At 57.9% G+C, this 18,240-nt stretch carries 20 protein-coding genes; 9 read left to right on the top strand and 11 right to left on the bottom strand.

Translation table 11 applies throughout. The annotated features are described in order from the left end of the window. Nucleotides 1–48: 48 nt before the first annotated feature. From ADB08_RS09370 to ADB08_RS09355, 4 genes are all read right to left on the bottom strand, one after another. Nucleotides 49–933, bottom strand: a complete 885-nt coding sequence (locus ADB08_RS09370) for a biotin-dependent carboxyltransferase family protein (protein WP_049172680.1) — start codon at nt 931–933, stop codon at nt 49–51. Nucleotides 934–951: 18 nt separating this feature from the next. Next, a complete protein-coding gene (locus ADB08_RS09365; RefSeq protein WP_049172678.1) occupies nt 952–1,605 on the bottom strand; it encodes a 5-oxoprolinase subunit B family protein in 654 nt (217 codons plus the stop codon). A gap of 71 nt (nt 1,606–1,676) precedes the next feature. Continuing rightward, nucleotides 1,677–2,450 carry a LamB/YcsF family protein gene (locus ADB08_RS09360; RefSeq protein WP_049172677.1) on the bottom strand — a complete coding sequence of 258 codons (774 nt, stop codon included), beginning with the start codon at nt 2,448–2,450 and terminating at the stop codon, nt 1,677–1,679. A gap of 92 nt (nt 2,451–2,542) precedes the next feature. After that, nucleotides 2,543–3,754: an NRAMP family divalent metal transporter gene (locus ADB08_RS09355; protein WP_049172676.1), complete on the bottom strand. Its 1,212-nt coding sequence runs from the start codon at nt 3,752–3,754 to the stop codon at nt 2,543–2,545. Between the two features lie 148 nt (nt 3,755–3,902). Here ADB08_RS09355 and ADB08_RS09350 point away from each other — a divergent pair, with 148 nt between their 5' ends. Then, nucleotides 3,903–4,589 (top strand): GntR family transcriptional regulator, encoded by a 687-nt coding sequence (locus ADB08_RS09350; RefSeq protein ID WP_049172746.1) that lies wholly within the window; start codon nt 3,903–3,905, stop codon nt 4,587–4,589. Between the two features lie 30 nt (nt 4,590–4,619). Further along, nucleotides 4,620–5,585, top strand: a complete 966-nt coding sequence (locus ADB08_RS09345) for a quinone oxidoreductase family protein (RefSeq protein ID WP_239660055.1) — start codon at nt 4,620–4,622, stop codon at nt 5,583–5,585. Between the two features lie 13 nt (nt 5,586–5,598). Here the strand turns inward: ADB08_RS09345 and ADB08_RS09340 are convergent, their stop codons facing one another. Genes ADB08_RS09340 through ADB08_RS09310 form a run of 7 tightly spaced genes read right to left on the bottom strand, consistent with a single transcriptional unit; the run spans nt 5,599 to nt 10,676 of the window. Next, nucleotides 5,599–6,120, bottom strand: a complete 522-nt coding sequence (locus tag ADB08_RS09340) for a hypothetical protein (RefSeq protein ID WP_049172672.1) — start codon at nt 6,118–6,120, stop codon at nt 5,599–5,601. Further along, nucleotides 6,117–6,467 (bottom strand): hypothetical protein, encoded by a 351-nt coding sequence (locus tag ADB08_RS09335; RefSeq protein WP_152682217.1) that lies wholly within the window; start codon nt 6,465–6,467, stop codon nt 6,117–6,119. Before ADB08_RS09335 ends, ADB08_RS09340 begins: the two co-directional genes overlap by 4 nt. Nucleotides 6,468–6,526: 59 nt before the next feature. Further along, complete coding sequence (locus ADB08_RS09330) at nt 6,527–7,219, bottom strand: metal-dependent transcriptional regulator (protein ID WP_049172669.1); 693 nt, start codon at nt 7,217–7,219, stop codon at nt 6,527–6,529. A gap of 3 nt (nt 7,220–7,222) precedes the next feature. Further along, complete coding sequence (locus tag ADB08_RS09325) at nt 7,223–8,041, bottom strand: metal ABC transporter permease (RefSeq protein WP_049172667.1); 819 nt, start codon at nt 8,039–8,041, stop codon at nt 7,223–7,225. Then, complete coding sequence (locus ADB08_RS09320; protein ID WP_049172664.1) at nt 8,034–8,864, bottom strand: metal ABC transporter permease; 831 nt, start codon at nt 8,862–8,864, stop codon at nt 8,034–8,036. The genes ADB08_RS09325 and ADB08_RS09320 overlap by 8 nt, the downstream gene beginning before the upstream one ends. Further along, the gene (locus ADB08_RS09315) at nt 8,854–9,522 is read right to left on the bottom strand and encodes a metal ABC transporter ATP-binding protein (RefSeq protein ID WP_049172744.1); all 669 of its coding nucleotides are present in this window, start codon (nt 9,520–9,522) and stop codon (nt 8,854–8,856) included. Before ADB08_RS09315 ends, ADB08_RS09320 begins: the two co-directional genes overlap by 11 nt. Before the next feature lie 23 nt (nt 9,523–9,545). Beyond that, nucleotides 9,546–10,676, bottom strand: a complete 1,131-nt coding sequence (locus ADB08_RS09310) for a metal ABC transporter substrate-binding protein (protein WP_049172662.1) — start codon at nt 10,674–10,676, stop codon at nt 9,546–9,548. Nucleotides 10,677–10,951: 275 nt separating this feature from the next. Here ADB08_RS09310 and arsC point away from each other — a divergent pair, with 275 nt between their 5' ends. From arsC to ADB08_RS09280, 7 genes are all read left to right on the top strand, one after another. Further along, nucleotides 10,952–11,296: an arsenate reductase (glutaredoxin) gene (arsC, locus tag ADB08_RS09305; protein WP_049172659.1), complete on the top strand. Its 345-nt coding sequence runs from the start codon at nt 10,952–10,954 to the stop codon at nt 11,294–11,296. Nucleotides 11,297–11,493: 197 nt separating this feature from the next. After that, a complete protein-coding gene (locus ADB08_RS09300) occupies nt 11,494–12,891 on the top strand; it encodes an MFS transporter (RefSeq protein ID WP_049172657.1) in 1,398 nt (465 codons plus the stop codon). Between the two features lie 153 nt (nt 12,892–13,044). Beyond that, entirely contained in the window at nt 13,045–13,212 is a 168-nt protein-coding gene (locus ADB08_RS11415; protein ID WP_016422348.1) for an antitoxin, read from the top strand. Nucleotides 13,213–13,462: 250 nt separating this feature from the next. Beyond that, nucleotides 13,463–14,452 carry a FecCD family ABC transporter permease gene (locus ADB08_RS09295; protein ID WP_231367182.1) on the top strand — a complete coding sequence of 330 codons (990 nt, stop codon included), beginning with the start codon at nt 13,463–13,465 and terminating at the stop codon, nt 14,450–14,452. Further along, the gene (locus ADB08_RS09290) at nt 14,449–15,309 is read left to right on the top strand and encodes an ABC transporter ATP-binding protein (RefSeq protein ID WP_049172655.1); all 861 of its coding nucleotides are present in this window, start codon (nt 14,449–14,451) and stop codon (nt 15,307–15,309) included. The genes ADB08_RS09295 and ADB08_RS09290 overlap by 4 nt, the downstream gene beginning before the upstream one ends. Before the next feature lie 69 nt (nt 15,310–15,378). Beyond that, entirely contained in the window at nt 15,379–16,404 is a 1,026-nt protein-coding gene (locus ADB08_RS09285; RefSeq protein ID WP_049172654.1) for an ABC transporter substrate-binding protein, read from the top strand. A 117-nt stretch (nt 16,405–16,521) separates the two neighbouring features. Further along, nucleotides 16,522–18,240, top strand: coding sequence for an ABC transporter ATP-binding protein (locus tag ADB08_RS09280; RefSeq protein ID WP_239660054.1), 1,719 nt, complete (start codon nt 16,522–16,524; stop codon nt 18,238–18,240).

Genomic DNA, 18,240 nt, shown 5'->3' with positions numbered 1-18,240 from the left:
AGCTGGCAAACGTAGTGGCGCACCATCGCGCAGAATGAAGCCGCAGACCTATACCGCCCGCACCCGGCGGAATTGTACCTTCGCGCCGGGCACCAATTGCCCGGCCCTCGACAATGACGGCTCCGTCAACACACCAATGACCGGATATCCACCCGTCGCCGGATGATCAGGACCGAAAATAATCGGCTGCCCCGATGCGGGCACTTGTATCGCACCGGGGACCATTCCCTCGCTTGCCAACTCATGGGTGACCTGGCGCTCAAGAGTAGTCCCATTCAGCCGAAGTCCGACGCGGTTGGCCTCTTGCGTCACGGTCCATGTCTCGTGAAAGAAATCACTGACGCTTTCCCGCGTAAACCAGTCCGCCCGAGGGCCAGGAACAACATCTAAGCGCGCAGCCTCGCTCGACCAATGAGGCGCGGGATAAATTGCGATTGACGACCCCGTCGAATACTCCGGGTCGCCGACCTGCAAGACCTGACCGGCCTGCAAAGGCGCTGGGCCGAGCTTGCCGAGCGTATCGTATGACCTCGAGCCCAGCACTTCCGCGACATCGATGCCCCCTCGAATCGCGACGTACCCGCGAAGACCTGCATCGAAGGTACCAAGCCGCACAATTGCCTTCGCCCCGACCACAATTCGACTATTCATCGAGGTCTTGATGACCTTGCCATCCTGCTCGACAGTCACCTCACCGTGGGCTCCTGCGAAGGATATGATTGCTCCCTCCGCTACTTGGAACTCCAACCCGCCGACGACGCACTCAAGCACCGCCAGGCTTTCTTCGTTGACAACCATCCGGTTAGCAGCTGCCGCGGACTCGTGGTCGAACGCACCGGAAGTACTCACGCCCAGGCTGCCTTGCCCTGCACGGCCCAAATCCTGAATCGTCGTCAATATGCCGGGTCGAATAATCTCGATAGAATTCTTCATCTCTTCCGCCCCCTTTTTCTACGCCGCACTCACCGTAGAAGTCGCTTCAAATTGCACCTCAACCCCGGGCTCAAGCAGCGCCGGATTAGGCCGATTCAAGTCCCACATCTCCACATCTGTATGTCCCAAGAGCTGCCAGCCACCGGGCGAATCGATGGGATATACACCTGCGAATTGGCCCGCAAGTCCGACGGAGCCCTTGGGAACTCGAGTGCGCGGCGTCGTAAGGCGGGGAATATCAAGCGGCTCTGGCCACCCCTGACCGCTCCCGCGCACCATGTAATAAAAGCCCGGCGCGAATCCACCGAACGCGGCCGTCCAAGGGCGTTCGCAGTGCCAATCGATTAACGCTTGAGGGCTCATCCCAAGGCTTTGTGCCAAGGACTCAAGGTCCGCGCCGTCATAGTGAACGGGAATCGTCATTGTTTTTCGCTTGTCGACGGTCTGCCTCTGCGCATTGTTGCCCCGCAGCGCGGTTTCTACTGCGCCGAGGTAACGACGAGCCGGTCCGCGAAAGCGAAGAAGGAGCGTTTGGGCTGCAGGTACCCTGTCAACGAGTCCCTCAATCTCAGCCGCAGCAGAGTGTGCACGAAGTACCTTCGCCAACGGATTGGCCGATGATGAATAGTCGATAAGCAGCGCATTTGTTCCCATAGGGCGAATCTCGGCCATGGCGGTGCTGATCCTTTCTTTCTTGCGGGGTTGAAAAACTGCGGTTGATAAGACCGGTGTGCGAGTCCGCGCTATACGTGGGCAGCGACGGTGACTCCGGCGTCGACGAGCCCTTGGCGAATCATACGGGAGAGTTCGACCGCACCAGGGGTGTCTCCGTGCAAACAAATAGAGTCAGCCTGCACGGTCAACGGTGAACCGTCGTAGGCGACGATTGGTTCCCCGCTAGCCATTGCAATGACGCGTTTGACGACGGCATCGGGTTCTACAATGACCGACCCCTCGAGTACTCGGGACACCAGAGTTCCATCGGAGTTGTAAGCGCGATCTGCAAAAGCTTCCCTAATCACAGGGAGGTCCGCGTCGAGGCTGAGCCGTTCGATGACCGACCCCGGCTGCGCCATAATGGCAAGCTCATCTCCGCAGGTGGAGCGAGCGAGCAGGAGCGCCTCCACCACTGCAGCGGCCTGATTTTCATCCACTGCGATGCGGTTGTAGAGGGCACCATGGGGCTTGACGTAGGAAACTTCGGTACCCACCGCCCGTGCACATGCCGAAAGTGCACCAATCTGGTAGACGGTTTCGGCTCGCAATTCTCGATGTGCGTAATCCATGCGACGTCGTCCAAACCCGGGGAGATCGCGGTAGGCGACGTGCGCGCCGATGCGAATTCCGCGCGCAGCAGCTGCCTCACAGGTCTCCATCATGACGCTAGCGTCACCCGCGTGATACCCGCAGGCAATATTGGCACTGGTCACAATGTTCAGCAGAGCGATATCATCACCCATCTTCCACGAGCCGAACGCTTCCCCAAGGTCAGAGTTGAGATCGATAGTGGCGCCCATAAACGTCACCGCTCCTTCCAAGTAATAATGCTGGTCTTTGTACCGTTGTTATGTTGGTTCTCATCTGAGCTGTGCGAGAAACCGGGGGGGGATTAGCCGAGCATTTCAAACACACCGCCGAATGAGCGCCACGCCAAGAACCAGGCGACTGCGACACCCAAGATTCCGATAGCCGCCAACCACTTCGGGTACTTGTAACCATTCATGAGATCCGCACGGAACAGCGCGATGTAAATCAGCACAGTAACGCCAATTGGAAGAACCAAACCATTGAAGGCTCCGGCGAAAACCAACAGCGTCGCTGGAGCCGTACCGATGAGACCGAAGAGCAGCGTGGAGATTGCAATTAGGACAATGGTGATCGTGTTTTGAGTCTTGGCTCCAGCACCCGAGGAACGAGTCAGAAATGTTGCTGAGGTGTAGCTGGCACCCACAATCGACGAGATTCCCGCAGCCCACAGGACAACGCCAAAGAAGCGCATACCCCAATCTCCTGCCGCAGCTTGGAATGCCTCTGCAGCGGGGTTTCCATCCGTATTGAGGACCACGCCACCCGCAACCACTCCCAAGACAGCTAGGAAAAGGAGGAAACGCATGATGGCTGTGACGATGATGCTCGTAACAGATGAGCGAGTGGTCTGTGCGAGGTTCTCTACACCGCCGGCGCCAGCATCAAGCATGCGGTGAGCGCCAGCGTAAGTAATGTACCCGCCAACAGTGCCACCGACGAGCGTGATGATTGCCAACAAGTCAATCGTGTCGGGCATGACCGTGTTCTTCAGTGCTTCCCCTACTGGCGGGTTAGAACTGAACGCCACAATTCCAGTGACCAGAATCATCACGACACCGAGCACAACGAGTGCCTTGTCCAGCGCCATACCCGCCCGCCGGGAGAGGAAGAAGCCAATGGCGAGGATTGCAGTAACAATGCCGCCAATCTTTGCGTCCACGCCCAACATCGCGTTCGCACCAAGTCCAGCACCGCCGACGTTGCCAATATTGAAGACCACACCACCGATGACAATGAGAATTGACATTAACCAGCCCAGCCCCGGAAGCACGGCGTTGCCGAGCTCCTGCGCGCGGCGTCCAGAGACAGCAATCACTCGCCACACGTTGAGCTGAATCGCGATATCAAGAAGCACCGAGATCACAATGGCAAAGGCGAAAGCCGCGCCAAGCTTGGCCGTAAAGGTTGCGGTCTGGGTGAGGAAGCCCGGCCCGATAGCACTGGTCGCCATCAGGAATACGGCGCCGAGGAGTGCCGTTCGCCGCGCCTTATGGGCAGATGTTGAAGCGTCCATAGCGTAAGGCCTTTCCCTACAAGTCTGACGATTCCCACGTTGAAGGATTCCTACGTTGAAGATCGCCTGCACAGAGATTGTTGAACAATGTCTCGTATGTTAATTGGTGATGGCCGCCACACAAAAGTGCTTTAGTAGTCTGTATTACATGACTACCCCCGGAAGCATCCTCGACGATCAGACCCACACGTCCTCTGGGGAAAAACAACAAGACGTTTCAGTAGCGGATGTCACCGCAACTGTCCTGCGCCGAGAGATTCTCGCCGGAAAGCACTACAGTGGCGAGCAGCTCCGTGAAACCCAACTTGCTGCGCGACTGCAGGTCAGTCGCAACACCATCCGACAGGTCTACCGCAAGCTGGAATCTGAGGGGCTACTTACTCACATCCCTCATCACGGCGTGTTTATCGCTTCCTTCGACAAACAACGCATCCGCGAACTGTATGCCTTTCGCCATGTCGTCGAATGCGGAACACTGCGATCGCTAAGCAAGAGCCAGGCAAAGCTCCTCGGCGAAGAGATTCTTTCTATTTGTGGTTCACAGTCATCATTGAACCTTCCCGAACGGAATAATGCCTTTCACCTCGCCATCGTCAGAGCTTCCGGGTCCCCCGACCTGTTAGCCACCGCCGAATCAATTCAGGCCCAACTCCGTCTTTGCTTCCTCTCCTACCCCCAAAGCATCGAACTCCATGCCCGATACGCCGATCGCCACATCAGTATCGCCAAAGTTCTCATCGAGGACACCCCAAACCACGCCGCCGACCTCCTCAGCGCCTACCTCAATGAGTCGTTCAGTGCCGTCACCGCTGCCCTCCCGCTTGCCGACCGTTGATAATTAGCTGCTAGGACTACAGTGATGGACATGGCAGCAAATTCAGGCAACGCATACGCAATGATCATCAATCGCTTTGGCGACCCCGATGAGTTCACGCAGGTTTCCCGCACCCCTGCGGAGCCCGGTCCCGGCGAAATCCTGGTCAAAACCACAGCCATCGGCGCGAATCCGCTGGATTACAAGATGCGCGATGGCTCTTCCGGTCTGTGCGCAAAGTTCACCCCTCCGGCCGTCCTCGGACGCGAAGCCGCGGGCGAAGTCGTTGCCGTCGGCGAAGGTGTGGACAACTTCCACCCCGGCGACCGAGTCTTCGGCATGCGCGGCTTCGATGACTTCCGCGGCACCTACGCAACACACAACGTCTTCCCCGCCGACGGTGTGGTTCGAACACCCGATTCGCTTGACGACGTAACCGCTGCGGGCCTTGCCCTAGTGGGAATCACGGCGACCGTGGCTGTCGATCAGCTAGCAAAGGTGAAAGGCGGTGACACTGTACTCATTCATGGTGCCGGTGGTGGCGTGGGCCAGCTGATGACGCAGCTGGCGGTTGCCCGTGGCGCAACTGTGTTGGCGAGTGCGTCGTCACGCCATCATGAAAAACTAGTGGGCTTTGGCGCGCAGCATATTGATTACACAGCGGAAGATGTATTCGAGGCTGTGCGCCGGCGGTTCCCCGAGGGCGTAGATGTTGTGCTCGATGGCGTGTACTTCGACACTTTCCTACCCTCGCTGGATGTGTTGGCATCGGATGGTCGGATTGTGGCGCTACCTTCACTGGCCGATCTGGCACCGGCGAAGGAACGTGGCATTGAGGCGCACATTCCGGCTATTTCGAATGACACGACTATTTACGCCGACCTGGCCGACCGCGTGGTTGCCGGTGAGATTTCACTTCCTATCGGCCTGACTAAGAATCTCACCGAGGTCGCGGAGGTCCACCGAGTATTGGAAGACGGGCACGCTGACGGCAAGATTGTGATGACCGTCGAGTAAACCAGGTGCGTTACTACAGCTCGCGACGAGCGTTTTGATACGTCTTCGTCAGCGAGCACCACAGCTCGTCGGCATCAGAGATGGCTTCCACCAGCTCCCGGTTGGTCATAGTTTCGCGCTGCTCGCGCAGTCGGTTGTTTAGCTTCCGGGCACGAGAGAGCTCACCGCGTAGCTCGATGAGCTCCGGCGTAGCCTCACCGGAGGCAAATACATCCTTGTAGATGGTGCCGACACCCATTGTGGTGTTCACATTGTCCCAGGCAGTAAGGATTGCGGTGAGCTGGTACTCGGTGTCCATGGCAATCTGCTGCAGCTCCGCGTGATTACGCTCGGCGAGCTCGTGCGCCTCAGCACTGCGGCGCACACCGGCCCAAGCCTGGTATGCGATGAGGATCGCAAGCACCAAACCCGCCACTGGCAATGCATATTGCAGAATCCACAGCGTGACACCGAAGAGCTGAATAATCAGGCCGAAGAAGAAAAATACGACAATGACCGTCACGCACCCGTTGTCGGAGCCTGAACGTTTACTCACCGCGGTGTCACCTCCGCCGCAGCATTCAAGATCGCATCGGCCCCCAGGTGGCTGGCGTAGCCAAGTCCGATGGCTGCTGCCAGAAGGAGTATTGCCAGCAGCGTATAGACGATTGCCTCTTTGACGGTGCTAGTGACCGCAATGCGCTGCTCTTCGTAGTCAACCAGGGTCCGCATGTCTTTGGTCGAGGCATTCAAGCGACGTTCGAGGTCAACCATGTGTTCCTGCTGCTCGGCGCGTGAGATAGCGATGGCATTCAACGGCACATCAACACTCTCAACACTGGCATATGCCTGCCGACGAGCACTCTTCACGCCGTCGAACGACACTGACGGTGCGGGTGGCACTTTCGTCGGCCCAGTGAGATTCCGCGACACCTTATAGTAAGAGCGCGCTGCGGCTCTCGTCAGTTGGTTGTTGGAGTCGCCTTGATTGCCCATAGTGCCGAGTCTGCCACATGAATTTTCTTTGGCTCGTTATCGCCCACCTCATCGATGATGGCGAAGACATGCATACCTGCATATGGTGCGGCTTCGGCTCGGAGCACGGTCCCCGGGCCTACCCCTGATGTAGCCAAATAGCGCAGCAATTCAGGATCGGAGTCGTTAATACGATCGACTACCACCATCGCGCCAGCTTCGATATCCGTCAGGTCGGTGCGCACTGCGCTGGCGATGGTACCGCTGGCGCTGGGAATTGGATCGCCATGCGGATCGCGCTCAGGGAATCCCAGCATTGCATCAATGCGACTAATGAAATCATCCGAGACCGCATGCTCAAGCTTTTCAGCTTCCTCGTGAACCTCATCCCAGGTGTATCCCAGAGTCGAGACCAAGAAGCTTTCAATAAGCCGGTGGCGACGCACCATAATCAGCGCAATGTCTCGCCCACGGTCCGACAGGCTAATGCCCCGGTACGGCTCGTGGTTGACAAGGCCACGTGCAGCTAGCTTCTTCACAGCCTCGCTGGCGGTGGGCTTCTTTTCGCCCATCCGCTCAGCGACGTCGCCAAGTGCCACTTTTTCACCGGTGCGCTCGTGCAAATCCCAAATGACCTTGAGGTAGTCCTGGGTCTTCGCTGGTAAATCCTCCACGTGCATTCTTTAAACTCTAGCGTTATTGCGTGTTGCCGCAATCTTGAGGGGGACATAGAAACAACCGGCGCACACGCCAATACAGCCACCAACTGACAAGTTCGCCGCCACCGCAATGAATAGCCCCACCAGGCCAATCGCGATACCCATCAATGGTGCTAACACGAATAGCAAACGGGTATCGTTCACTACCCCAACCAGCGCAGCTGCCGGGGCAGCCAACAGCGCGATGGATAAAATCGTGCCGACAGCCGGAATCAGCGCCACCAGAGTCAACACAATCAGCCCGCTGATGACCAACTGTGCTCTTCTCCTCGAATGCGCGACCCCGAAAGACTCCGGGTCGAACGTGAAGTAAATCAGCTGGCGCCACCGAGCCAACAGCACCAACGCCACCAGCAGCAGGAGCCCACCCGACAGCGCAATATCAATCTTGTTCACGTTGAGTACGCTGCCGACCAGGAAACTCTCAACCTTCACCGGCAACGGGGCGAACCACTTGTTCAGGAAGTAGCCCAGCGCGAACCCGAATGTCAGCACAATTCCCGCCGCCGAGGACGTCGTCCCCACCTTCGACAGACCGAACAGGGCCCCAATCGGAATGCACATCAGAAATGCCCCGATAAAGAGGAACACCGAAATCCACGAGTGGCTCAGGCCGAGCGCTGCCGCGATAACAACGCCCACCACCGCACCGGGAAAAGTCGCATGTGTAATCGCTTCTGCGAAGAACACTTGTTTGCCCAGCACCGCGAGTACCCCCACTACTCCAGCCAGGGCTCCTACCAGTATCAGTTCGATAATTGGCAAAATCAGGATGCTAGACACGGTCGCCTCCCATCACGGCGCGCAGTCCCAGTGCCACGAAATACAGTCCCACCGAGGTCAGCGCGACGACTGCCTGAGGCGACACCGGCCCCAAGGGCACCAATGCCAAACCAACGATTCCGCTGAGGCAGCCCACTGCAATCGCAATCGGCACCATCACATGCACTCGGCGAGTCAGCAATCTCGCCGCCGCTCCCGGCACGACCAGATATCCGACTACCAGCAACACTCCCACTGCGCTTGCCGACGACACCACCACCGCAGCAATCGCCGCGTTAATGGTGAGGTCGATGGCCCACACATTGACGCCTGCGGCTTTGGCACCGAAGCGATCAAAGGCAACAAACACCTGCTGGCGCCAGGTCACTGCGATAAGAACCAAGGCGATGGCACAGACAATCAGGGCGCTGGTGAGACGGGAGTCGGTGACTTCCAGCAGTCGCCCGAACATGAGCGCTTCCAGCTGTCCTGACTGATCACCTTTCTTCAGCGAGAGGATCACGCCAATGGAAAAGAAGCTGGTCAGTACGACTGCCACTCCGGCTTCCGACATGTGCGAGCGCGATACCAAGGTCAGTGCTACTGCCACTACCACCGCAAATGCCGCGGCCACCGGGATAATCATGTCGATGCCGCCGAATACGGCACCGGCCACAATTCCGGGAAAAATCGAATGCACCATGGCCTCGGCATTGAACTCGAGGCCACGCAGGTTCACGATGACACCGACCAGGCCAGAGACCGCCCCGAGGGCAATCAGCAGCACTAGTGGCCTGAACATGAAAGGCGCTACCCCAAGCTCATTCGCAAGCTCAGTCCACATAGGCTGGCACCAACTTCGAGGTCGCACCAAAAGCTGGCTGCTCTGCCACGATTAATGTGTTTTCGCAGGTGTCCTCAGCAAGCACGAGATCATGGGTGGCCGCGATAATTGCCGTGCCATTTTCCTTCAGTTCGTTGAGGAGATTCAGCAGCATCGCCCGATTTTCAGTGTCGAGGCCGTTGAACGGCTCGTCGAGAAGCACGAGTTGCGGACGTGCGACGATGGCGCGCGCCAACAGGACGCGTTGCTGCTGACCACCGGAGAGGTTGCCGAAACGATCAATGGTGCGGTCGGCAAGTCCGACTTTGGCTAGCGCTGCGTGGATGCGTTCTTTACGGTGTCCAAGCGGTTGGAAGGGGCGCAGTTCGCGCAGAACTCCCATGGCGACGACATCGAAAGCCGTGACCGGAAAAGTGCGATCGAGGTCTGCCGACTGCGGGACGTAGGACACGATCTTCGCGTTATTGTGCATCTCACCAGCGAGGAGACGAGTCCCGCCCAAGATTCCGCGCAGCACGGTCGTTTTTCCAGAGCCATTGGCGCCGATGAGTGCAAGCCCGGTGCCCGGCGCGACGCTGGCGGTGATGTGGCTGACGATGGGTACCGCCGTGTAGCCGAATGAGGCATCGCGGAGCGTGACTATGGGATCGGCAGACATGGGGTTGGCTAAGTGGTTGAGGCTCACTTGATGCCCTCTGGCAGGGGTGCGACGGTTCCGTCCCATGCCGTCACGACCTGAGTGACGTTGTGGATGATTGAACCAATGTAGGTCTCGCCGTCACTTCCGGCCGGACCGAGCGAGTCGCCGTAGAGTGCGTCCTCACCAACGATGGCCTTGACACCCGCGGCCTTGGCAATCGCCTCAATTGACTTCGAGTTGTTCGAGTTTTCCGCAAACAGCGCGGTTGCACCCGAGTCCTTCACGGTCTTTGCCGCCTCGGCGATATGCGCGGCCGTGGCATCCTGCTGCTCGTTGAAATCAGACAGCGCTGCGCCGATGAAGTTGATATTGAACTCGTGGGAGAAGTATCCAAAGGCATCGTGGCTGGTAAACAGCACGGGGTCCGACACAGTGGCGATGGACTTATTTGCCCACTCATCCAGCTGATCCAGCTTCTCCTGGTAGACCGCAACGTGGTCGGCGATGGTGGACTTCAGCTCATTGTCACCACGTTCCTCGGCGACCTTTTCCAGGGCGTAGCCGATGTTGGCAACCTGAATCTTGGCGTTCTTAGGCGAGGTCCATACATGCGGATCGAAGCGAAATTCCGCCTCCTCACCGGGCTCTTCCGGCGGGAATGGCCATGGGGAGACATCAATCTTTTCCACACCTCGGTCAATGGTGTAGTTACCATTCTTCGCCTTCTCTGGCGGCAGTGGCTTGGTTTTGTCCATATCCTTGGCCGCCTTCATGGCATCTACGTCACCTGCAGTGAGAACGCCACTGGTCACTGCCATCGTTCCGGAAAAGCCCGAGGACTCAATCGCCTGGTCCAGGAAGTGCTCCAGATCGACTCCGTTGACGAACAAGAGATCCGCGTTACCAGTCTTGCTCAGCTGCTCATGGGTCATTTCCAACTCATGAGCCGTTGCATTCGGCGCCAACAGGCAGGTCAAATCAACTTCATCGATGTCCAGCTGCTTCACGTAATCACAAATCTGCGTCGTGGAAGCCACGACGTTGATTGGGTTCTCGCCGCTGGCTCCCTCACTGCTATCGCCACACGCTGCAAGGCCAGCGCCCGCTAGCAAAATCGAAAGACCCGCACACATGGACTTGGCTGATCGCGAAAGTTTTCCGGAAACTGTCATGTTGGTGTCCGCTCTTGATTGTTTGTTCCTGCTTTACGACGGCTACGCTGACCGGCCGCTTCAGTAAATCGGGTCACCTTAGGGGCGGTTGGGGCGCACTTCGCCGTTCATCTATCACGTGTGAGAGTAAACCTAACGACAGTGATTTTCAACCTAGTGAACTTAAGTGTTTTCGGTATGACATTTTTTAAGGATAAACATTGAACAAACCCTATCCGCAGGCCGTCACGCCACAGCGCCAACCTTCACGCCACAACATCAGCCATGATGGAGACATGGAAGCGAAGATTTATCACAACCCCCGCTGCTCAAAGTCCCGCCAGGCTCTCGCCGTATTACGCGAAGCCGGAATCGAGCCGGAAATCATCAAGTACCTAGACACTCCTCCAACCAAGGCCGAGCTGCGCTCGCTAATCGAGGCGGCAGGCCTGAACGTCATCGATGCCGTGCGCACCAAGGAAGCGGAGTTCAAGGAGCTGGGACTCTCCAAGAACTCCAGCGACGAGGAACTTCTGGACGCAATGGTCGCGCACCCACGCCTGATCGAGCGCCCGTTTGTCGCCACCAATAAGGGGGTAAGGATGGCGCGCCCCACCGAGGCTATTAACGACATTCTCTAACCAATGACATGCGTTAATCGCCTTTACATCAACCCCCTCCAAAGACCCCCACGACCGGGAGGTTAACAACCCATTAACAGGGGCTGAAGTCACTGTAAACTCACCGCTGAAACGATAAAGCTCTCCGCCTGTCGCCCTAGCCACCCGCACAGGTTGCGCTAGAGGCAACGGCGGCCTTCAGCGAAAGGACTCTCATTATGAGCAGTCAGAGGCTCGGCTGGCTCAGCGCCCCCGGCCCAGCAGCTCCCCTTCCCGAGGAAAAGATTGCCCCGACCTACCGGACCTGGCGGTTCAACGTCTTCATGGGCATCTTCATCGGCTACGCGGGCTTCTACCTCATCAGAAATAACATCCCCCTGGTGTCCGCTGTGCTGGAAAAGCACGACCTACTGGGTGCAGCCGGAATTGGCATCGTAGCCAATGCGGTTCTCTTCTCCTACGGCCTATCCAAGTTCTTCATGGCCATGCTCTCCGACAGGGCCAATGCCAGGTACTTCCTCCCGCTTGGCCTAGCACTGTCCGCGGTCGTAAACCTCTTTGTTGCGTTCGTCCCAGCGATCAGTGCCTCTGTTGCGATTTTCGCGACAGTCATGTTCATCAATGGCTGGTTCCAAGGCATGGGCTGGCCTCCTTCTGGACGCGTTGTCGTCCACTGGTTCTCGACATCCGAGCGCGGCACTTTGATGTCGATCTGGAACACTGCCCACAATGTCGGTGCCGCCGTCGGTGGTGCTCTGGCAGCCTGGGGCTTGCATTCGTTCGCCACTTCCGATGCCGACTGGACTCCCGCATTCTGGCTACCGGCGATTGTCGCGCTCGTGATTGCTGCCATCGCATTCCTGCTGATTCGAGACAACCCGCAATCCATGGGACTGCCTCCGGTAGAGGAATACCGTAACGACCCAGACAAGGTCGAAGGAACTAATGACGAGGCACAAGAACCCTGGTTCGCAATCGTCAAGAACCATGTTCTTACCAATCCGGTTATCGTCATGTTGGCGCTGGCCAATGTGTTCGTCTACGCACTTCGTTACGGCGTTCTCAACTGGATTCCGATTTACCTGACAAACGAATTGCACAAGACCAACGTCACGGGCGGAATCATCGGATTCATGCTCTACGAGGGCGCAGCAATTGTGGGCACCCTGCTGTGCGGATGGGTCTCCGACAAGGTCTTCAAGGGTTGGCGCTCAGGCGCCGGCATGCTCTTCCTGATCGGCACCGGCATCACCATTTTCGCATACTGGCAGCTACCCGCTACGGCACCATTGTGGATGTTCTATGTGCTCATCTCCCTGATCGGCGCACTCATTTACGGCCCAATCATGCTCATCGGACTGCAGGCCATCGACCTCTCGCCTAAGTATGTTGCGGGAACCGCAGCTGGTTTCACTGGATTGTTCGGATACCTTCTCGGCGCAACACTCGCCTCCACTGGTGTCGGTCTCTTGATCGACTTCGCAGGCTGGAATGTCACATTCGCAACCCTCATTGGAGTTGTCGCTATTGCGTTTGTCCTCATGATCTTCGTCGGCAAGTACGAGCGCGAAGTCATGCACAAGGCAGATGAAGCCCGCACCAAGACAGCTCAATAGCCACTCAATAGCCGTCAGTCACGGTGTTGCCAGTCGAATCCCGGATTCGCTCCGTGAGTCCAAAACGGTCGCAACGTCGCCAATTCATCGGTACACTCTATGCCGCAAACGAAAAAACGCGAATAGACATTAAAAATGGAAGGAGTCTTCACCATGGGACTTATGGACAAGGCCAAGGAAGCACTGAGCAACGAAGAGAACACCGACAAGGTTCTGGACAAGGCTGAGCAGCTGGGCAAGGACAAGCTCGGCGAGGACAAGGCCGACCAGATCAAGAAGGTTCGCGACATGGCAGACGAGCGCCTGGGCGACAAGAAGTAAGCTACAGAGCTTCTTCACCCCGCATTAGCACCCTGTTTTCACAAGGGAGCTGGTGCGGGGTTTTGCTGTTCTTAGGGGACCCCACAGCCCCACCGACACGCCTTTATTGACAATTATTTTCAAATTGTCCATCATTAACCAAGTGAAAACTATTGTCGATAGAGCTTCTCTTCCGCGCACTCGAAAACAAAAACTTCGAGCCCGGCTCTTCGGCTTTCTACTTTTCCTGGCCGTCCCCGCCACAATCCTCTTGGCGATCTCCATAGGCCCCGCGGGAACAGGTTTCAGCAACGGCATCGTCGCGCTGCTCACCCCGCTCATCAAGACGCTTTCCGACGACCTCCCGGCTCTCAACCACCTTCTGCCAGAGATATCCCCTGCCACGCAATCACTTGTCTGGAGCATCCGGCTGCCCCGTGTCCTCCTTGCTGGACTGGTCGGTGCCTCGCTCGCTGTCGCAGGTGCAACCATGCAGGCAGTTTTTCGCAATCCGCTGGCCGAACCCGGTGTTACCGGTGTCTCCTCCGGTGCAGCAGTGGTAGCCGTCATTCTCATCGTCACTGGCGTGGCCGCGAAAGCACCGTGGGTTCTTTCGGCTGGCGCATTCATAGGCGCGTTGCTGGCTGTCATATTTGTCCAAATCGTCGCCGGTCTCAATGGCGGCAGTGGAGCAACCCTGTTGCTCGTCGGTATTGCACTCAACGCGTTCCTCGGCGCAGTCATCTCCGCCACCATCGCGAACGCGCCACACAGCGATGACGCTCAACAGGCCATGTTCTGGCTCAACGGCGATTTAACTGCTTCGAATTGGCAGGACATTGCACTGGCAGTCGGCCCCATTACCGTCGGCACGGTTATCTTGATGATGCTCATTCCCGAACTCAACCTGTTCCTCCTCGGCGAAGAACAGGCCGCTGCCACTGGTATGCGCACAGTGTGGATCCGGCAACTGCTGCTCGCCCTGGCTGCGTTAGTCACGGCAGCGGGCGTCGCTGTCACTGGCGTTATTTCCTTTGTCGGATTGGTCGTCCCGCACCTGATTCGCCTTGCCATCGGCCCCGATCACCGCAGCCTGCTGCCCATTTCTATGTGCCTCGGCGCAGTGTTTCTCATTCTCGCCGACCTCGTCGCCCGCAGTCTCTTTTCCCCAGTTGCTCTGCAAACTGGCACAGTCACCGCGTTCCTTGGCGCACCGGCGCTACTCGCGTTGATTCTTCGGCAAGGTGGCCGCCAGTCATGAGTCAGCAGACACAAAACCTCAGCGACCACGTCACTAAGCCAGACGCCGATAGCACCGCGCTGCTGCGGGCTACCGACCTCAGTGTCGGTTACCGCAATCGGACCGTCGTAAGTGGCGTGAACCTCGCTATTCGACCTGGCGAGGTCCACGGCATCATCGGTTCCAATGGCACCGGAAAATCCTCCTTGCTCCGTGCTATGGCGGGCATTGTGACACCGAGTTCGGGGCAGGTTGAGCTCCTCGGTGCGCCGCTGACGAAGCTTCGTGCCCACGAACGCGCCACCCGGTTGGCGTACCTGCCGCAGCACACACCGGCCGATGCCGCTATTGACGTTCGAACTGTCGTGGCACTCGGCAGGTACGCGCACCACCGTCGGCGTGACCGTTTCCGCAGCCCACTAAACTCCACGGATCACGATATCGTCGCTTACGCCCTCGACCGCGTTGGTGTCACCGCACTCGCCGACCATCCCATCACGGCTCTGTCCGGCGGGCAGCGGCAATTGGTGTTCATCGCAAAACTATTGGCACAACAGGCCAAGGTCATGCTTTTCGACGAACCCACTGCGGCCTTGGACATCGGGTTTCAGCTGGAAATCCTCGAGCTGCTCGGCGAGCTTGCCGACGAGGGCCACGGTATCGGAGTCGTCCTTCATGACCTCAACCTCGCGGCCCGCAGCTGCCACCGGCTCAGTGTGATTCACAACGGCGGATTGGAAGTCACTGGTTCCGCCGAAGAAGTGCTGACGCCTCCCCGAATAGATGCGATTTATCGCATCTCCAGCGCTGTCGATACCGATCCACATACCGGTTCGGTGCGAGTGACGGCGTTGGCTCGGGCTCGCCCCGCTGTCTGATTCCAGCTAGCACCAACGCAACCGAAAATTCCCCAACAATCACAACTCAACACTCAAGGAAGTACTTTCGTGTTTTCACCAACTTCTCCTATCTCTGCCTTGAAGCGAAACTCTAAAAAGGCCGTCACTCTGCCGTTGATTGCAGCTCTCCCCCTCGCTGCGGTGGTCGCTTGTTCTTCCTCGGAGGAGACGGCGCAGCAGCCGTCGTCAAGCGAAACTGCGACGAGCCAGCAGGCGCAGTGGCCGCGTACTGTTACCGTCGGCGACCACGACGTTACGGTGCAGAGTCAGCCGAAGCGCATCGTTGCACTGTCGACTGAGGTTGCGGATCTGGCGTTGGAACTGGTTGGGCCAGAGCGTGTCGTAGCCGTGACGAAGAATGCGCTCGATGAGAGCTCGGGTAATCAGGTTGAGCTGGCGCGTCAGGTGCCCAACGCGATTGCCAACTCCACGAAGCCGGATCCGGAGCAGATTCTGTCCTATGAGCCGGACATGGTGTTGATGACCAGCCGCCATGATCAGGAGCAGTCGGCAAGTGAGCTGCTGGGTGCCAGCGATGTTCCGACCGCGGCGTTTGCCAGCAGTGATTTCGCCTCGCCGAAGGCGCTGGCGGAGTCGGTGACCAAGCTTGGCAAGTTGCTCGGAGCCGAAGATAAGGCGGCTGAAATGGTTGCCAAGATTGAATCGGAAACCGAAGAGATTCTCTCGGAAATTGATTCCACAACTAAGCCAAAGACGCTGGTCCTGTTTGCCCGCGGTGGTCAGAAGATGATTATGGGCATGCAGTCGGCGACGACGAATCTCGTTGAGCTGGCCGGTGGCGAGCCGATCTCACCAAAGGGCAAGCGTCCGGGTGCCGTTCCCGCTGATCCGGAGACAATTGTGCAGCTGAATCCGGATGTCATTCTGATTCAGGATTTCCACGGCCAGGGCAAGGCTCCATTCCAGGAGTTGCTGGATAACCCGGCGCTTGCCGACGTCGCTGCGGTCAAGAATGATCGAGTGCAACTAATTGATGCGAAGACGACCTCTGGCACCGCCGGAATGCACATGCCCGATGGACTGCGTGAGATCGCTGACGCACTGGCTAAATAGAAAATAGGTTTTCACGTCGCTATGTGGATTCATGAAGCACTGACTTCCCCACCCCGCGGAATGCACTGGGTTTTGTTATCCAGCTGGGGGCGCAGCTTTTTCTTCGCTCTCAGCGCCGTGTCTCTTGGATACACGCTCGATGCTCTCAGCAGTTTGCACGGCGGTGTCACAGACACCAGTGGCGGCAACTGGTTTGGGCAGTGGGGACTTCATGAATCCCTGGCCGCTGCGATTGTGGCGGTCATTCTGGGAAGCCTCTGTGCTTATGTCACCGAGGCACTACCACCACGGCTAGCTGGTGAGCAGGAAAAGCTGTGGCGCTCGCATGTAGTTGGCAGTGTGCTGAAGCCGGAGTTTTCCGCTCCTGAACAAGCCCCAAAGCACGCGCATGGAAGAGGGCACGGCGCAGGGAAAGCTGGTCACGCACACCGAAGCGCCGCCAACACTGGCGAGGGCCTACTCTTCGATGCCGCGACCACAAGCGTCGAACAGACCGCGAATTACCGAGCGACGTTTCTCGCTCCCACGTTGGCCTCGTTTAGTGCTCCACTGATCATTTTGGCGGTCTGGGCTTTGTGGGTGGATACGAAAACCGCCTTGTGGCTGGCACTATTTTTCATTTCTACGCCGTTGATCATTATTGGTGCTGGAAAAATTCTGCGGAAATCCAATGCGACGTATCGCCGAAAGCAAGCGAAGGCCACGCATGCCTACTTGGAGATGCTCGAAGGGCTGGGAACATTCAAAGTTCTTGGAGCAATTGATCGAGTCATGGCACGTTTTGCCAGCCAAACTCGCACTGCGATGTCTGAGCTCACCGCCCTACTCGCCCGCAATCAGCTGATGATTATTGTCAACGACGCGGTTTTTGGTATTGCAATGTCGACGACCGCAATCGGTCTTGTCTTGCTGCGTTTGCAGGCAGATGCAATCAGCGTGGGCACGGCCCTCGCAGGTGTTTTCCTATCCGTTCTGCTCTACGAGCCCGTCAATCGCGTCGGCCGCACTTTCTACATCGGACTCGGCGGGCGCACGCATCGAAACGGAATAGTGGAGGTATTCGGTGAGCCTGCCGCTAAAGCGTTCACAACCGGAACAGCGCATTCCGCCAAAGCCTCCGCACCGCACGCACCGGAGATTTCCCTCCGCGATGTGAGCGTTGACATCGGCGAAAAGCGCATTCTCTCCGATATCAACCTGACAATTCCAGCCGGCAGCAGAGTCGGCATCGTTGGCCCCAGCGGTTCCGGAAAGAGCACACTCCTGCGTGTACTCGCAGGCCTACAGCCGCATTCCGGGGAAGTCTGCCTTGACGGCGACGCGCTTTCGACCCCGGAGTTGCTCGCCAACTCGCTGCTCATCTCCCAGCAGCCAGCCATTTTCGGCACCACCGTCGCGGACAATCTTCGCATCGCATGCCCGGACGCAACGGCCGTCGATATGCGAAAAGCACTTCGCGACGTGCACTTACTCGCTGAAATCGAGCAGCGCCCTGGTGGTCTCGATTCGGAGGTCGGTGATCAGGGCAATTGGCTCTCAGGCGGGCAACGACGCCGCCTGGCCATTGCGCGTGGTCTGCTCGGCGCCGCTCCGATTGTGCTTCTCGACGAGCCGACAGCGGACATCGATCGTCGGACGGAAGGTCTCATCAAGGAGTCCTTGACCCGCCTTGCTGAAGGACGAACGAGCATCATGGTCGCTCACCGCATGGAAGCGCTATCGGACGTTGATCTGGTCATTGTCGTCGCCGAAGGCCGGATCGTGGCTGCGGGCAAACCCGACCAACTGAGCACAAGCAATGAGTATTACGCACGAGCGCTGACCGAGGAGAGCTGA

The organism is Corynebacterium sp. 239_CJEI (genome assembly GCF_001055995.1).
In the GTDB taxonomy this organism is placed as follows: domain Bacteria; phylum Actinomycetota; class Actinomycetes; order Mycobacteriales; family Mycobacteriaceae; genus Corynebacterium; species Corynebacterium jeikeium_D.
Note: the sequence above shows the minus strand (reverse complement) of the source record. Positions and strands in the feature narration are given on the sequence as shown.

Coding starts and splice junctions, on each gene's coding strand:
- ADB08_RS09370 (WP_049172680.1), bottom strand. CDS start 933: ATGAAGAATTCTATCGAGATTATTCGACCCGGCATATTGACGACGATT.
- ADB08_RS09365 (WP_049172678.1), bottom strand. CDS start 1,605: ATGGCCGAGATTCGCCCTATGGGAACAAATGCGCTGCTTATCGACTAT.
- ADB08_RS09360 (WP_049172677.1), bottom strand. CDS start 2,450: ATGGGCGCCACTATCGATCTCAACTCTGACCTTGGGGAAGCGTTCGGC.
- ADB08_RS09355 (WP_049172676.1), bottom strand. CDS start 3,754: ATGGACGCTTCAACATCTGCCCATAAGGCGCGGCGAACGGCACTCCTC.
- ADB08_RS09350 (WP_049172746.1), top strand. CDS start 3,903: ATGACTACCCCCGGAAGCATCCTCGACGATCAGACCCACACGTCCTCT.
- ADB08_RS09345 (WP_239660055.1), top strand. CDS start 4,620: ATGGCAGCAAATTCAGGCAACGCATACGCAATGATCATCAATCGCTTT.
- ADB08_RS09330 (WP_049172669.1), bottom strand. CDS start 7,219: ATGCACGTGGAGGATTTACCAGCGAAGACCCAGGACTACCTCAAGGTC.
- ADB08_RS09320 (WP_049172664.1), bottom strand. CDS start 8,864: ATGTGGACTGAGCTTGCGAATGAGCTTGGGGTAGCGCCTTTCATGTTC.
- ADB08_RS09315 (WP_049172744.1), bottom strand. CDS start 9,522: ATGTCTGCCGATCCCATAGTCACGCTCCGCGATGCCTCATTCGGCTAC.
- ADB08_RS09310 (WP_049172662.1), bottom strand. CDS start 10,676: ATGACAGTTTCCGGAAAACTTTCGCGATCAGCCAAGTCCATGTGTGCG.
- arsC (WP_049172659.1), top strand. CDS start 10,952: ATGGAAGCGAAGATTTATCACAACCCCCGCTGCTCAAAGTCCCGCCAG.
- ADB08_RS09300 (WP_049172657.1), top strand. CDS start 11,494: ATGAGCAGTCAGAGGCTCGGCTGGCTCAGCGCCCCCGGCCCAGCAGCT.
- ADB08_RS11415 (WP_016422348.1), top strand. CDS start 13,045: ATGGGACTTATGGACAAGGCCAAGGAAGCACTGAGCAACGAAGAGAAC.
- ADB08_RS09290 (WP_049172655.1), top strand. CDS start 14,449: ATGAGTCAGCAGACACAAAACCTCAGCGACCACGTCACTAAGCCAGAC.